Below are 12,985 nucleotides of genomic sequence, written 5' to 3'. Positions count from 1 at the left end.
AATACAGCTAACGTTGATTGATAAGCTTAATAATGTAATCCATGACTTGGCGTGAGTAGATCATACTGGTGTGACTTAAATGAAACACCTTGTGCTCTGCCATGCCATTGAGTTTGGTTTCATCTATAAGCACTGTGCCATCGGAGGCACTGCCTTTAGCAATGAGCGGCATTAATCCAATGGGTAAGTCGCCTGCAATACTATAAAGCTTGGCATTAAACGGCCAGTCGCCATTTTCAGACAACAAAAACTCGACACTATTTTTAAGTAACATATCGAAGCCTTTTTGCTGCATTTGCTTAGCAATATGGCTGCCTTTATGAGGCGTGCCTAAGGTAATGACTTTTTCAACATGTTTGCTTTGTAGCGAGTTTGCTTCAAGGTAGGCTCGGGCGACTAAACCGCCCATTGAATGACACACCATTGCTGTGGGTTTGCCATTAATAAAGCGGTCAATCTTATCAAAAATAGCCGTTCTATTTGGCGACAGCGTATTGTAGGTCAAATTGAGTATATTAAGCCCTGATTTTTCAAGACGTGCGCACAGAGGGCGCATTACAAAGCCCGACATATAAAGTCCGTGTAATACTACAACCTGCCTAATTGCCATCGCATTCCTTACATGAGTTGCTGAGGTTTAATTTCGATATTTGCTGTGTCTGAGCTCACCCATACCTCACCGTCTTGAATCGTAATCGTAAGCTTAATATTACGGTCTGCCAGTGCGGCTAATGCTTGAGTCGCAGCATAATCGAGGCTAAAAATACTTAAGTTTTTAAAATCATACAACTTAGGTTGATGCTTTTGCCACCAAATAGTTTGGTTATTTTCGCCGTAAGTATACAAAATAACCTGTTTAGCTTTGTTACAGGCTTTTTTCAAACGCTTTTCATCAGGTAGACCAAGCTCAATCCATAACTCAATTTCTTCGCTGTAGTTTATGTGCCAAAGCTCAGGTTCATCATCAGCACACAAGCCTTTGGTAAACTCCAACCCTTCACGGGCATTAAGTGCAAATGCCAGCAAGCGGATCATCAGTCGCTGCTCGGTCTCTGATGGGTGCTGAGCAAGGGTTAGATTGAAATCTTGATACAGGTGTCGGTCCATATCGCTCAGCGATATGTGTGCTTTTATAATGGTTGATTTAAGAGCCATAACTGCTTACTTGAAAAAATTTGCGTCATTATAGCGCAATTAACTGCTGAGCCAGTTAAAATACCGTGAAATTATCTTGTAGGAGTAAAACATGGCAATCCAGTGGTTCCCGGGTCTACAGCCTTAACTTCCATAACTTTCCATGTTAATTTTCCAATAAGTTTAAATTTTTGAAAATAAACGATTTAATTGCCTTTCCTTTCCGTGCTCTTCCACCAGCTGCCAGGTGCTATAGTACCCACCAAAGTACCCATGGGTTCTAAAAGCGTATATACTGACCTAAATAAAGCAGGAGTTTATATGCCTAGGCCAGTAACCAAACTAACCGATAAGAAAGTTAAAGCAGCAAAGCCGCAAGAGAAAGAGCAAACTCTTTCAGACGGTGGAGGCTTGCAATTGCGTGTCTTACCAAGCGGTACAAAATCTTGGCAGTTTAAGTACAAAAATCCAGTTACGGGTAAATACAACAAAATGCCTTTAGGTATTTACCCAGATAAATCCCTTTCAGACGCAAGGGATGATGCCACTGATAAAAGAAAGTTATTAGCCAATGGCGTTGATCCAAAAACACATAAGTTAGAGAAGAAGAAAGAGGAAATCCGTAAGCATAATAATACTTTTATCGCTGCAGCAGAGCTTTGGTTTGAGCGTAAAAGGCCAACCGTCACTGAGCAGCATGCGTCTCGTGAGTGGAGGGCTTTAGAAAAGTATGTATTTCCAAAAATGAAAAATATGCCTCTGGAAAGCATTACAGCACCTGAGACTATTGAGATTCTTAGGCCTTTAGAATCTGATGGGAAACACTCAACTGTTAAGCGTATTTGCCAGAGCCTTAATCAGATTATGGATTACTCTGTTAATCATGGCTATATACAAGCTAATCCATTAGCCAAAATTATTAAGGTGTTTTCTAAGAATATAGTAGAACATATGGCAACTATTGAGCCAGATGAGTTGCCTGAATTCTTAAAAGCTTTATGGGGTGCGCCAAACATTCAAAATAAGACTAGGTTATTGATTCTTTGGCAGCTACACACCATGACTCGACCAAAAGAAGCTGCTAGGGCTAAATGGGAAAATATTCACTTTGACGATAAAGTTTGGATAATTCCAGCTGAAGAAATGAAGCGCAGAAGAGCGCATAGAGTACCTTTAACACCTGCTACGATAGCAATATTAGAGAAAATGAAGCCACTCAGCGGGCATCATCAATATATTTTTCCTAATGAACGTGATCCTCATGGGCATGCAAGCACCTATACAGTGAATGCAGCTATAAAACGCAGTTTAGGTTACAAAGGTAAGCTGGTGGCTCATGGCCTTCGTTCTGTTGCATCTACGGCTCTTCATGAGCAAGGTTACGATAGTTTGTTAGTTGAAGCTTGCTTAGCTCATGCAGATGAAAATGAGACTAGAGCGGCATATAACCGCTCAGATTATTTGGAGCAAAGAAGGCCGATAATGATGTGGTGGAGTGATAACTTAGAGCGGTCTGTGAGGGTAATTGACGTATCCTAATCAAGTTGCTTTGCATGTTCTTTCTCAATTAATTGTTCAACTAAATGGCCGAGGGTTACGTTTCTAGCTTTAGCTAATTCGTCTAGTTTTAACTTAGCATCTTCGTGTAGCACTATGCTACATGCTTTTTTCCCTTGTCGACTATCGCGTAGCTTTTTTTGTTGCCATGCCTTATTAAATTCGATTGAAAAAAGCCTCTTAGCTTCTGTTGTCGTTCTCCAAGTGTCATACGCTGCATATATAGTTAAATATACTTCCGCAGTATTCGTAGGTGAAAATTTGTAAATTGTAGGTTTGGAGCGATTAAAATCAATTTTTCTCATATATTCCCATGCCCAACGACATTGTTCGTCGTTATCTTTTTCTAACCAAGAAAAAGGTTTACGGCTACTAAAAATATGACCCCAAACACCTTTTAGATGCGTCATTAAGTCTAACTTCCACTGTTTATGTTGCCTAACTCGATCAAAGTATTTAACAGCTTCATTAAACCTCTCCATTGAGTTTGAAGGGTTATTTTTTAATCCTAATTGAAAATAAGATAGGGCATACTGGAGAGTAGGTGGTGGTGCAGTCGCAGTTGGATTGCTCGGATCATAGTAATAAGGGTCGTATGTGGGTGATTGAGGTTGTGGTGCGGCCGTCGGATGATTCGGGGCTGAGTAGTAACTATTGAGATAGATAGAAGCCCAGACAAAGTAACATGCACGCTCATCATCTTTAAACCAATTAAATTCTTCTAAAGGCAATAGCTCCTGCTTGGCTTCATCAATTAAAGATAAAGCCATTTGGTCTTTTTCTTCTGAGCTTGCCTCTCTTGATGCAATAATTTGATTAATAATTTTTGCACCTTCTATGGGAGTCTCAAAGCTATTAGGGAGTTGTTCGCCTTCACGTTGGAGTACACGGAAGCACGACTCAATGAAACGTCTTTCTTTTCCCTCTATTTGGCTCACACCCTTAAATTTAGTCATAATTATGCTCTGTTACTACGTAGTATTTAAAGTAGTCTTCAGTGTAGTTTGTTTAGTGGCTTTATGGTAGTTTTATAGTGTACTTGCAGTGATTTTTACGTGGCTAAGATTCATTAGGTGCTATGTTTTATAAGGGGGGCAGGCGATTTTTGGCTAAATTATAACTTCAGAGTTAATTTAAATTTTTAAAGCAGCCCTCAGTAATGCTTTAGTGAAGTTAGCCGTTGTAAATTAAGATGGCATTATTAGTGTAAATTTCGGTTTGGTAATATTAATTAGAGTTACTAGTAACTAGGTAATATTAATTAGAGTTACTAGTAACTAGGTAATCATCACAACAAATACAAATTAAAAAATACTATTCATCCACCTGATATGAACTAATACTTATCAGGACAAAGAGAATGAATAATCCAACACAATACCCAGTAACCACCAATCCTACCTACAAGCAATATCAAACACTCGCTAGAGACAATCAGCCTTTAGTTACTCCCTACTTAGATGCTATTGAGAAAGTCATGCTTGCTGCATGTGCTGAATATAAAAGGACGTTTGCTGTGAGAATTGATTTAAGGTTACCTACTCATTCAAATACAATTGATTTAGATTGTAATAAAGTTATTAAACGATTCGTTGCCTCTCTTGAGGCGCAGATTAAAGCAGATACAAAGCGTAAAGCTCGTGAAGGTAGAACGTCACACCCTTGCAATGTTAGGTATATTTGGGCAAGAGAACAGAGCACAGCTCATCATCAGCATTACCATTGTGTACTGTTTTTTAACAAGGACCGGTACCATTGTACGGGTAAAATAAATGTAGAGAGTGATAACCTGTTTACTCGAATAGTTAAGGCCTGGGCAAGTGCGTTGAGTTTAACTGTAGATGAAACTGTGCAATTAGTTCATTTACCTAATAATGCACATTACTACCTTGACGCTAATAACTCTGATTTCAATCAAGACTTTCATGCTCTGTTTTATCGACTGAGTTACCTCGCAAAACTCAATACTAAGCAATATGGATTAGGGCAGCGTTGTTTTGGTTATAGTCAGAGGTAATACTTTTAATAAAGACCTGTGCTTCTCATTATTCGTTTTAACTAACTTTTGAGACCTTCAACTAGCTAAATAAGCTTAAACCCTTAGTATATAAGGGATGGCAAGTTCCCAAAATACCATTATGAGAACCTAAAAATAAACGGTGTTATTACACTTTAAAAGAGTGCTCATTTAGAGCACTCGTATTTGACTAATCAAACAAACTAGCAATGCCAGCAACTATCCCTCCAGCAACAGCTAGAGGGACTGTAACAGGCGCAGACGCAACACCAGCACCAATTACGATTGCGCCAGATGTAAGTGCTCCAGCGGCTGCACCGGAGCCTATAGCCACAGCTGTTCTGCTTACGCTAGAGTCACTACTGCCAGTTATCTGTTTTGATAACTCATTACCAACTAAGCCGCACGAAACGGCTTTATTTAAAGACATAATGCTTTCCTTTTAGTTAAGTATCACGAGCACCAAAATGGCGCTGTTAGGGTTTATAGCTCTAGTTCTTCAAAGTCTTTGTCTATTTCCTCCTGTGTTATGCCTATGTAACGAAGTGTGGTTGCTTCGGAGCTATGGCGGAGCATTTTCATTACTCGGGCGATGTCATGGGTTTTCTGATACAAGTGATAACCGCGTGTTTTACGCATTGAGTGAGTCCCCAAATGAATATTTAGTTCTTCACCTACTAGCGCAAATGCTTTTGTGACAGCTCTGCGTGATAGCGGTCTAGGCTTTGAATTAATCGCTTGTTGATTGCGGTATGATTGAAATAAGTAGATGTGATGTGGATGAGTTAGTTTAATTTCGTTGATTAAGGTAAGCGCCTTATCATTTAGTTTTATTTCAGCTAATTTCGAGGTCTTTGACTCATAAATAATTAATCTATCGTTACTTATGTCAGTAAATTTCACAGCAAGTAAGTCAGATATTCTAAGCGCGAGATTTAAACCAATGTTCCATATTTGGCTCATTTGTTTTGAGCAACGCTTTTCTAGTAAATAGCTAACGAGTCTAACTGTATCAAGGTCTTTAACTGCTTGTACTTCAGCCATAAAAACCTCCCTTTACTCAGTCGTAACCGTTACCTTATAACAACCTGTGTTGTAGTACTCTACAAAGTTTGAAATGAATAGGTCTAATAGCTCTTCACCTTCTTTAGCGCTTAACCAACCTACTAAATAGTGAAAAATCTGCTTAATGCTGAAGCACACATCAATCTCTTTTATCAGTTCAGAACTATGGTGTCCATGATACGAGAAGTCAGTAATGTAAAGAAGTTGCCAGTTGGTGATCTGCTTTTCTAATCGTACCTCTACCGGATGAAACCCTCCAGACTTAGGGCTATAATCGGGATCTCTAAAGTTAAGTGTAATCGCCTTTGCCTCCCCAACAGAGTCACCCCCGTCAGTAGCTGCATTAATAATCACACTAATAAATGAGTCAGGCACTTTTAAGCCTGACACTTGCTCTATTTTTAACGTCATATTTAACTCCTTTTAAATTAAGCCATGCTCAGCAAATGAATATGTGCTTTCGCCAATGATGATGTGATCAAGTATTGATACATCTATTAGGTTAAGTGCCTGCTGTAACTTGGTGGTAATGAGCTTGTCTGTTTGAGATGGGGTGGTAACGCCTGAAGGGTGGTTATGCGCCAATATAACGGATGCTGCATTAAGCTCTAAAACCTCTTTGACAACTTCTCTAGGGTAAACGTTAGCAGCGTTAATAGTGCCTCTGAAGAGCTCTTTAAACTCTAGTATGCGGTTTTGGCTATCTAAAAAAAGTACGGCAAAAGCTTCATGCTCATGTATTGCTAGTTTATGTTTCAAGTACTCTTCGCAATCATTAGGGCTATTTAGTACACCATCTCTAAACTGCTTCTGAGCGATGATGTAGGCAGCAGCTTCTAGTATCTGTTTATCATTTACCGGATGCTTGAATTCATATAACGACTGTTGACCTTGCATTATTAATTCCTCTTAAGTGGTTTATGCAAGTTAGTGATGTATATGTGTAAGTTTTTCATTTGGAAGGCGTAAAAAAATACTGCCCCCGGAAAGGTTATGTACTAATAACCAACCGGAGAAATTCCATGCGTTTAATTAAACTGAAAGAAGTGATGGCAAAAACATCACTGGGTCATTCGAGTATCTATAAATTTATTTCTGAGGGCACTTTTCCAAAGCAAGTATCGTTAGGTGCTAAGTCAGTGGCTTGGGTTGAGTCCGAAGTGGATGATTGGATAGAAGAAAAAGTTAAGGGGAGAGGCTAATGAATCTTCCATTTAATAAAGATAGAGTATTGTCGTGCTTAGATGGAGTATTAAACAACAATACAAGGCTTAAAGTCGTTGCTGAGAGAAATGATGGATTAAAAGTATGTAACTTCTTAAACGATATATACAAACCTCTCTTCCCTGAAATTCGCGTAAATGAAACCGTTATCAATACTGAGACATCAGTCTGTTTATATACAGAGGACGAATTAGGTGTAATTACGAGCACAGTATCAATATCTTGGCTGGATGGAGAGGTAGTGCCTAAAGCATTGATGGAAGAGGCTGCTTTGATTAACAAAAATAATGAGGTCACATTACAAATTGGGCGGTTTTACATTGGAGCTGTGAAAGAGCAGTCATTACTAAGGTTGTATTTTAAATGTTTTGTGGAACTTGCTGGTGCTTTGAGGGTATCGACAATTACAGGTCTAGTTAAGAGCAAAGATTTACGACTTCATGAAGGAAGATTCAAGGCTGATGTCTTAGTGAGGAATACAGGACTTCGGTTTGGCAGTGCACACGTCTTTGCTTTGGTTCAATGGAGTTTAAATCGCTTAGGCAGCCGTTTTTACAAGTGGCTTGGGGATCTTCAATCCACGACCCCTAAAATCTTTACAGCTCAAGATTGGAATGGATATGCGAGACCTTTCGCCTCAGTGCAAACTCAGGTTCAACAGGAGCTTCAACAAGAGGCTGTGAAGCACTTAAAAGGTAAAGTCGGTGATTTTGGCTGCGGTAGTGCAAAAATTGGTTTGATGGTATCAGATAATAATAGAGTCCGATCATATGTTGGTATTGATGCATCGATAGAGATGACTAGAATTGCTAGAGTATTGCTCAAAGAGATTGAGCCAATAAATGAGCAAAGTATTCATCATGGACTTATCGAAGACTACACCCTTACATCTTTTGAAACAGCAGTTAGCTTAAATAGCTATTATTCTTGGCCAAACCCACTTACTACCTTAAAGCATATTTATAATTTAATAGAGACAGATGGTATCTTTATTTTAGCTACACCAAACAAGACCTTAGATCTGGTTTTATTAGATAAACAAGCAAAAAAGGAATTAATAGCACACCCCGATTATAAAGAATTCAGAGAGCATAATTTGAAACTAATAAATGACAAAGATGCCAATCTAGTTGAAATGTCAGAGTTGATCAAGCAAGTGCAAAGTGTTGGCTTTAAAGTTGAGGCTTGCCACCAAGAGTTTTATTGTGGGGGCTTAAACTTCTTAGTTTTATCTAAGTAAAACAGTTTGCTGAGAGGGACCTCAGCAACTTATACGGACGAATAGTTAAGTTGTTTGATGTAAAACTAGTATATTGCCTCAATGAAACTGTTATTCTTCATTTAGTTAGATGTTGTAATGTTATAAAAAGGAATTTGCTTTGAGTGAAAATGAAATAAGTTTGTGGCTTAAGTCGCTTTTTACTGCTTCTCAGAATAAAGGTATCGGAGAATTTAAAGAATACTGTTTTGAGCACCTGAAGAGTGTAATTGAATTCGATAGCGGACTCTGGACCACGCGCTCAGATATGTTTAAGAAGGTCAATGTGCACTGGGTAGATGACTCTTTCTTATTTAATCAGCCTGATGCATTTATGGAAAATTACTTCAATATTGCAAGTGCTGCTGAAACTCCCGACTTATTGAATGAGTATTTAATTAACCATCCAAATCAATTCATCGACTTATGGCAAGTCGTTTCAGTTGATGAATGGCAACGTACAGTCTATTACTCTGAACATTGTAAGCTGTATGGTATTGAAAATGCCTTAGCTGCTTTAGCTAGTAAAAATGAGAATACATCAGTTAGCCATGCAATTAGTATCTATCGAAATGATTATGCCCATAAGTTTACCGAAAAAGAGCGGGAGCTGCTAACTTTCCTATTACCATTTCTACTTCAGGCCTTTAGACTTAATCTGCTTTATTCATTTATGCCCAATAGCTCGGGAAGAGTAGTGAGGGGAGTTGTTGATCGGTTTGGTACTATTATTGAAGCTCAAGATCAATTTATAAGAATTATGACTTTTTGTGATGTATTTGATTGCGGCATGCTTAAATTGGAATCTTACGGAGGTGTTGATGCATTATCAAGCTTTTGGTTGGATCGATATTTAATACAAATAGAACATGAAAAAGGTCTGTTTTTTATTAAGGTTACTCTACCTTTAATTGAAGAGTTGCTTAGCCCGAAAGAAATCGAAGTAGGAAAGTTATTACTCAATGGATTGAGTAATAAAGATATTGCAAACTACTTATGCCGAAGCCCTAATACAGTAAAAAACCAAGTAAATAGAATACTACAAAAGCTGAATGTTAATACTAGAGAAGCTGCAGTATTAGCATTAATGGAATGGATGGTTTGAATGTGCAGAAGGTACCGAAATCTACGCAATCTAATTATCAGAATACAATAAGTAAAATGTATGAAGCAGCCCTCACTTTGGTACCAAGTTTGTTTCAACAGAAACTTAGTGAGCAGTTGAATGGAATGACGAGTTCATCTTGTCAAATTTGGATTTATGAAAATCAACGCGGCCTTGTAAGTCACTTTAGCAAATATGATTTCTATGAAGTGAAAAGTAGAATGCGAACACTAACCGATGTAAAAATTTTACAGCGGTTCGAATCTTTAAGTAACTCGCAGGTTACAATATTGTCTAACGAGCAGTGGTTAGGAGTGTTATGTGATTATCCTAGTTATAAACAATATAGACCTCCAATAATTTTAACCATCAGCAGCAGCGATGAATTGCAAAGCATAATTCTTTTTCGCTTGAGTAGCGAAAAAGAATTTTGCAAAACGGATGTTGAGGTTCTTGAATTTTTAGAGCCTCATATAGGCGGTGCAATTGAGATGAATAGTAAGGAGTTTATTCGGTATGGCTGGAAAGTAACTAGAAACCAAAGAGCACTCTTTGATAATCACAATGAGTTAATCGAAAAAACAGAGCTATTTGATAGCTTTTACAATAAGTTGTGCTTGCTAGATAGCCGCTTTTCAGTACTTTCAAACCTATTAGCAAGTTCAGCAATATATAATATTGATTGTAAGTTTAAGGTATCAATATCTTGCTTATCAGCTTACAAGACTATCAGTATCATTGAATATGACTTTTGTATTGAGTCACTTTCAACAGCAGAGTGGTCAGTGTGTGAGCTTCTAGCGTTAACCTATTCTAATCAAGATATAAAAAACACACTGGGCATAAGTGTTAAAACAGTTGAGGCACATATAAAACAAATAATGAGTAAGCTAGGAGCATCTTCTCGTGCAGAGATTATTAGCTATCTGTATTACTCAGGTTATGATCTAATTGAAAGTAACTTTAATAATGAACAAGTTAGATTTTAGTCCAAAACCCTTATTCTCTTGATACTACTCCTTCGCCATACTAAAACCAAGTGTAAGGTGTTGACCCAATTGGGTTTTAATTAACTGTTAGACAGCGCGTCAGCAGTTGAGACTTTTATAGGGCTGGGAGCTTTAAAATGGAAGATAATGACGAAATATTGGCAGCTAGTGGGGATAGTGAGGTATATGAAGAAGGTAGCTTTCTTAGTAAAGAGTTAATTATTTGGGGTGTAATATCTGTTCCAGTAGCAATATTTGCATGTTCAGCTCAACCTGAATTTACTTATGCAGGTTTTTGGCTCTCATCTCTGTCAATTATATTAGCGAGTATTTTTGGTTTAGTTGGAGCTTTAATTGGTAATGCCTTAAGAAAGTTCGCTAAACCTGATTCGGTTTTTACTAGTGGTGGTTTTTTTCAATTAATTTGGATTAAGATCTTTTGGAGTATTGGGCCTCAAGTTATTGGGCTGCTAATAGGGGTCACTATAGCAGGAGCTTTGGTTCTTAAGTAGTTATAAATAGTTCAATTTTTAGCACGCTATTTAACCCACATTTGACGAGGATGGCTTACTGCGACAATGTCAGGTTCCAGCTACGGGTTGGCATTGTCCATTTCTCGGAAGTATTCAATATGCCCGTATACAATAAATCATCAAACTACTTCTTTGGGCCTCCTTGGTATTTAAGCCGTCTCCAAAAAATCCTTGATGCTAACCATTGCCTTATCATTACTAAGGCCAAATCGTTTCTCGTGGCTTTTTGATGCGAGAACTAACTTAGGCTAGATACTTCAACCACATTAATGTTAAGGCTTTTATAAAAATACTTTATCCGTTAACTTAAGGCGATAATTGTTGATATATTAGTTTCGGTAATTTTACAGGGATTTTGAAATGTCTATTCGGTTGTGGTTAGAAAAAGGCTTAAATGAAAACAACTTAACAGTAGCTGGGTTAGCTAAAAAGTCATCTGTGTCGGTGTCTACATTGTATAGGTTGAAGTTGTATGATTATCGATTTCCAAGCTCTAAAATAATGCAAAAGTTAGAGAAAGTGCTGGGAGTATATAGTAAGGAGGAGTTTAAGTTAAGAGAAACACTTACAAGGCACTTTACCGATGACTATGGGGAGGTGCCTATTGAACAACTTACTTTGAATAAACAAAATCATCGGTGTGCAGTATGTCAAACGATTCTTGATGGTAAGAAAACAGAGTGTTTTATCATCAATCTACACCGAATGAAAAACTATCCCGAAGGTGCTTCTCGAGAAGTCTATGCTGATGAAATAGATACTGAAGAGCCTTATGTAGTTACGTGTGAAGATTGCTCGTTTGTTTTTGAAGATGTGATGAACTATACGTACCCAGAAATGTTAAAAATAATTATGGCGCCAGGGCCGTCACCTATTACATTTTTTTCTAAAGAGCTAAACAAAGATGTTGCTATAACGAATCAGTCGTTACTTGCTGAAAGGCTTTATGTCAATCAATCAACAATATCGAGAATTATTAGTGAGAAGAGAAAAATACGAGAGAGTCAATCTTATAGGAGCTTTAAAATAGATCTTATCGGCTGTAAGTTAGCAATAAATATACACGTTTTATGCGCGAAAAGAGTTTTGGATCAGTCGTTTAAACCGGGTGATATTTTAGATAAGACTTTTGCCAAACCCCACCTCAGAAGGATATTAATAAACGATTTTAAATACCCAGATGATCACCTTATCAGTGATTATTCACAAACAGTGCAAGGAACTGACTTTACTGTGAAATGCGATCTTATGGTTTTGAATGAACAATTCGAAAAATTAGCAGCATGTTTTATCGTTGATGTTTCTAACCAAAATTTAGAAGGTATAACTGGATTTGATATATCTAGAGATGAGTATATCGGGTTAGCGCTTTGTATGAAGGTTAAATTTATAAACATTATAGCTTTTGATAATAAGAATAGCTTCTTTCCTGTATCCGATATTATTACTTATCAAATCGACCACACCAATAGTCAAATTACGATTGCGCTATCACATTTTAGAGATTTCAATACATATGATTATTGGTAGTCATACTTTTAAAAGTTTGTAAGGAACCAAGTTAAACTTTTTTGCTTCAATTCTTTTTTGTGCATAAATTGGTTTCTTTTTATGCATAATCAGTTTCTAAGATAATTGAAGTTTTATATTGCGCATAAATTTAATTTTATGTTGTCATGCTCATTTTTAGAGCCTAACCTGTTTACATCAACCGCAACCATGCGGATCCAGTGAGTCTTTGGCTAAATTTATTGATGTGAGGTAAGAGTATGATGAACCAACTTTCCTATACAACTAATAGTAACTATGTGCGCTTAGTTTTGCAGGTAAATACTCAAGAAGGCTTCAGCATTGAGTGCATCGAAGGGCTCCTTGATATTGCACTTGCAAATTATCAGCTACTTACCAAAAAACATGAATTGACCTTTTCTAAATTATTAGAAATTTGGGAAAGAGATTGCTCTCATACCTTACCCTGTTGGAATCTGGCCGCCTAAGTACGGCTTGACTTAAGCGTATTAAAGTCTTCTAGCTCTCAGTTAACCGAAAGAGCTTAAATAAATTTCTTAACTTTTCTATTTTGGATGTTATCAATTAAGGTAG

The 12,985-nt window shown here is 37.5% G+C and carries 16 protein-coding genes; 9 read left to right on the top strand and 7 right to left on the bottom strand.

Annotated elements, in window-relative coordinates; all coding sequences use genetic code 11:
• Positions 1–7 precede the first annotated feature (7 nt).
• Both BWD47_RS15090 and BWD47_RS15085 read right to left on the bottom strand, forming a co-directional pair.
• Positions 8–610 carry an alpha/beta hydrolase gene (locus BWD47_RS15090; RefSeq protein ID WP_065979470.1) on the bottom strand — a complete coding sequence of 201 codons (603 nt, stop codon included), beginning with the start codon at positions 608–610 and terminating at the stop codon, positions 8–10.
• Between the two features lie 8 nt (positions 611–618).
• A complete protein-coding gene (locus BWD47_RS15085; protein WP_036973580.1) occupies positions 619–1,155 on the bottom strand; it encodes a YaeQ family protein in 537 nt (178 codons plus the stop codon).
• Positions 1,156–1,455: 300 nt separating this feature from the next.
• On the opposite strand from BWD47_RS15085, the gene BWD47_RS15080 reads away from it, so the two are divergent.
• Positions 1,456–2,673, top strand: a complete 1,218-nt coding sequence (locus tag BWD47_RS15080) for an integrase arm-type DNA-binding domain-containing protein (protein WP_075594247.1) — start codon at positions 1,456–1,458, stop codon at positions 2,671–2,673.
• On the opposite strand, the gene BWD47_RS15075 is transcribed toward BWD47_RS15080, so the two are convergent.
• Positions 2,670–3,647, bottom strand: coding sequence for a hypothetical protein (locus tag BWD47_RS15075; RefSeq protein WP_075594246.1), 978 nt, complete (start codon positions 3,645–3,647; stop codon positions 2,670–2,672). The genes BWD47_RS15080 and BWD47_RS15075 overlap by 4 nt on opposite strands.
• A gap of 404 nt (positions 3,648–4,051) precedes the next feature.
• On the opposite strand from BWD47_RS15075, the gene BWD47_RS15070 reads away from it, so the two are divergent.
• Positions 4,052–4,708, top strand: coding sequence for an inovirus Gp2 family protein (locus tag BWD47_RS15070; RefSeq protein ID WP_075594245.1), 657 nt, complete (start codon positions 4,052–4,054; stop codon positions 4,706–4,708).
• A 190-nt stretch (positions 4,709–4,898) separates the two neighbouring features.
• On the opposite strand, the gene BWD47_RS15065 is transcribed toward BWD47_RS15070, so the two are convergent.
• The 4 genes from BWD47_RS15065 to radC are packed head-to-tail and all read right to left on the bottom strand — an operon-like array spanning position 4,899 to position 6,670.
• Complete coding sequence (locus BWD47_RS15065; protein WP_036973951.1) at positions 4,899–5,138, bottom strand: hypothetical protein; 240 nt, start codon at positions 5,136–5,138, stop codon at positions 4,899–4,901.
• 53 nt (positions 5,139–5,191) lie between these two features.
• A complete protein-coding gene (locus tag BWD47_RS15060; RefSeq protein WP_075594244.1) occupies positions 5,192–5,752 on the bottom strand; it encodes a tyrosine-type recombinase/integrase in 561 nt (186 codons plus the stop codon).
• Between the two features lie 12 nt (positions 5,753–5,764).
• Complete coding sequence (locus BWD47_RS15055) at positions 5,765–6,184, bottom strand: DUF2787 family protein (protein WP_075594243.1); 420 nt, start codon at positions 6,182–6,184, stop codon at positions 5,765–5,767.
• A 12-nt stretch (positions 6,185–6,196) separates the two neighbouring features.
• The gene (gene radC, locus BWD47_RS15050) at positions 6,197–6,670 is read right to left on the bottom strand and encodes a DNA repair protein RadC (RefSeq protein WP_075594242.1); all 474 of its coding nucleotides are present in this window, start codon (positions 6,668–6,670) and stop codon (positions 6,197–6,199) included.
• Positions 6,671–6,795: 125 nt separating this feature from the next.
• Between radC and BWD47_RS15045 the strand changes: the two genes are divergently transcribed.
• From BWD47_RS15045 to BWD47_RS15015, 7 genes are all read left to right on the top strand, one after another.
• Positions 6,796–6,975, top strand: a complete 180-nt coding sequence (locus BWD47_RS15045) for an AlpA family transcriptional regulator (protein ID WP_036973947.1) — start codon at positions 6,796–6,798, stop codon at positions 6,973–6,975.
• The gene (locus BWD47_RS15040) at positions 6,975–8,237 is read left to right on the top strand and encodes a bifunctional 2-polyprenyl-6-hydroxyphenol methylase/3-demethylubiquinol 3-O-methyltransferase UbiG (protein ID WP_075594241.1); all 1,263 of its coding nucleotides are present in this window, start codon (positions 6,975–6,977) and stop codon (positions 8,235–8,237) included. Before BWD47_RS15045 ends, BWD47_RS15040 begins: the two co-directional genes overlap by 1 nt.
• A 139-nt stretch (positions 8,238–8,376) precedes the next feature.
• Positions 8,377–9,360 (top strand): response regulator transcription factor, encoded by a 984-nt coding sequence (locus BWD47_RS15035; protein ID WP_075594240.1) that lies wholly within the window; start codon positions 8,377–8,379, stop codon positions 9,358–9,360.
• On the top strand, positions 9,348–10,349 hold the full coding sequence (locus BWD47_RS15030; RefSeq protein WP_083633675.1) for a helix-turn-helix transcriptional regulator: 1,002 nt from the start codon (positions 9,348–9,350) through the stop codon (positions 10,347–10,349). The genes BWD47_RS15035 and BWD47_RS15030 overlap by 13 nt, the downstream gene beginning before the upstream one ends.
• A gap of 137 nt (positions 10,350–10,486) precedes the next feature.
• Positions 10,487–10,861 (top strand): hypothetical protein, encoded by a 375-nt coding sequence (locus tag BWD47_RS20195; RefSeq protein ID WP_075594238.1) that lies wholly within the window; start codon positions 10,487–10,489, stop codon positions 10,859–10,861.
• Positions 10,862–11,242: 381 nt separating this feature from the next.
• Positions 11,243–12,412 (top strand): helix-turn-helix transcriptional regulator, encoded by a 1,170-nt coding sequence (locus tag BWD47_RS15020; RefSeq protein ID WP_075594237.1) that lies wholly within the window; start codon positions 11,243–11,245, stop codon positions 12,410–12,412.
• Positions 12,413–12,651: 239 nt separating this feature from the next.
• The gene (locus tag BWD47_RS15015) at positions 12,652–12,879 is read left to right on the top strand and encodes a hypothetical protein (protein ID WP_143474500.1); all 228 of its coding nucleotides are present in this window, start codon (positions 12,652–12,654) and stop codon (positions 12,877–12,879) included.
• The last annotated feature ends 106 nt before the right edge of the window (positions 12,880–12,985 follow it).

Source organism: Pseudoalteromonas sp. PAB 2.2 (assembly GCF_001938575.1).
In the GTDB taxonomy this organism is placed as follows: domain Bacteria; phylum Pseudomonadota; class Gammaproteobacteria; order Enterobacterales; family Alteromonadaceae; genus Pseudoalteromonas; species Pseudoalteromonas lipolytica.
Note: the sequence above shows the minus strand (reverse complement) of the source record. Positions and strands in the feature narration are given on the sequence as shown.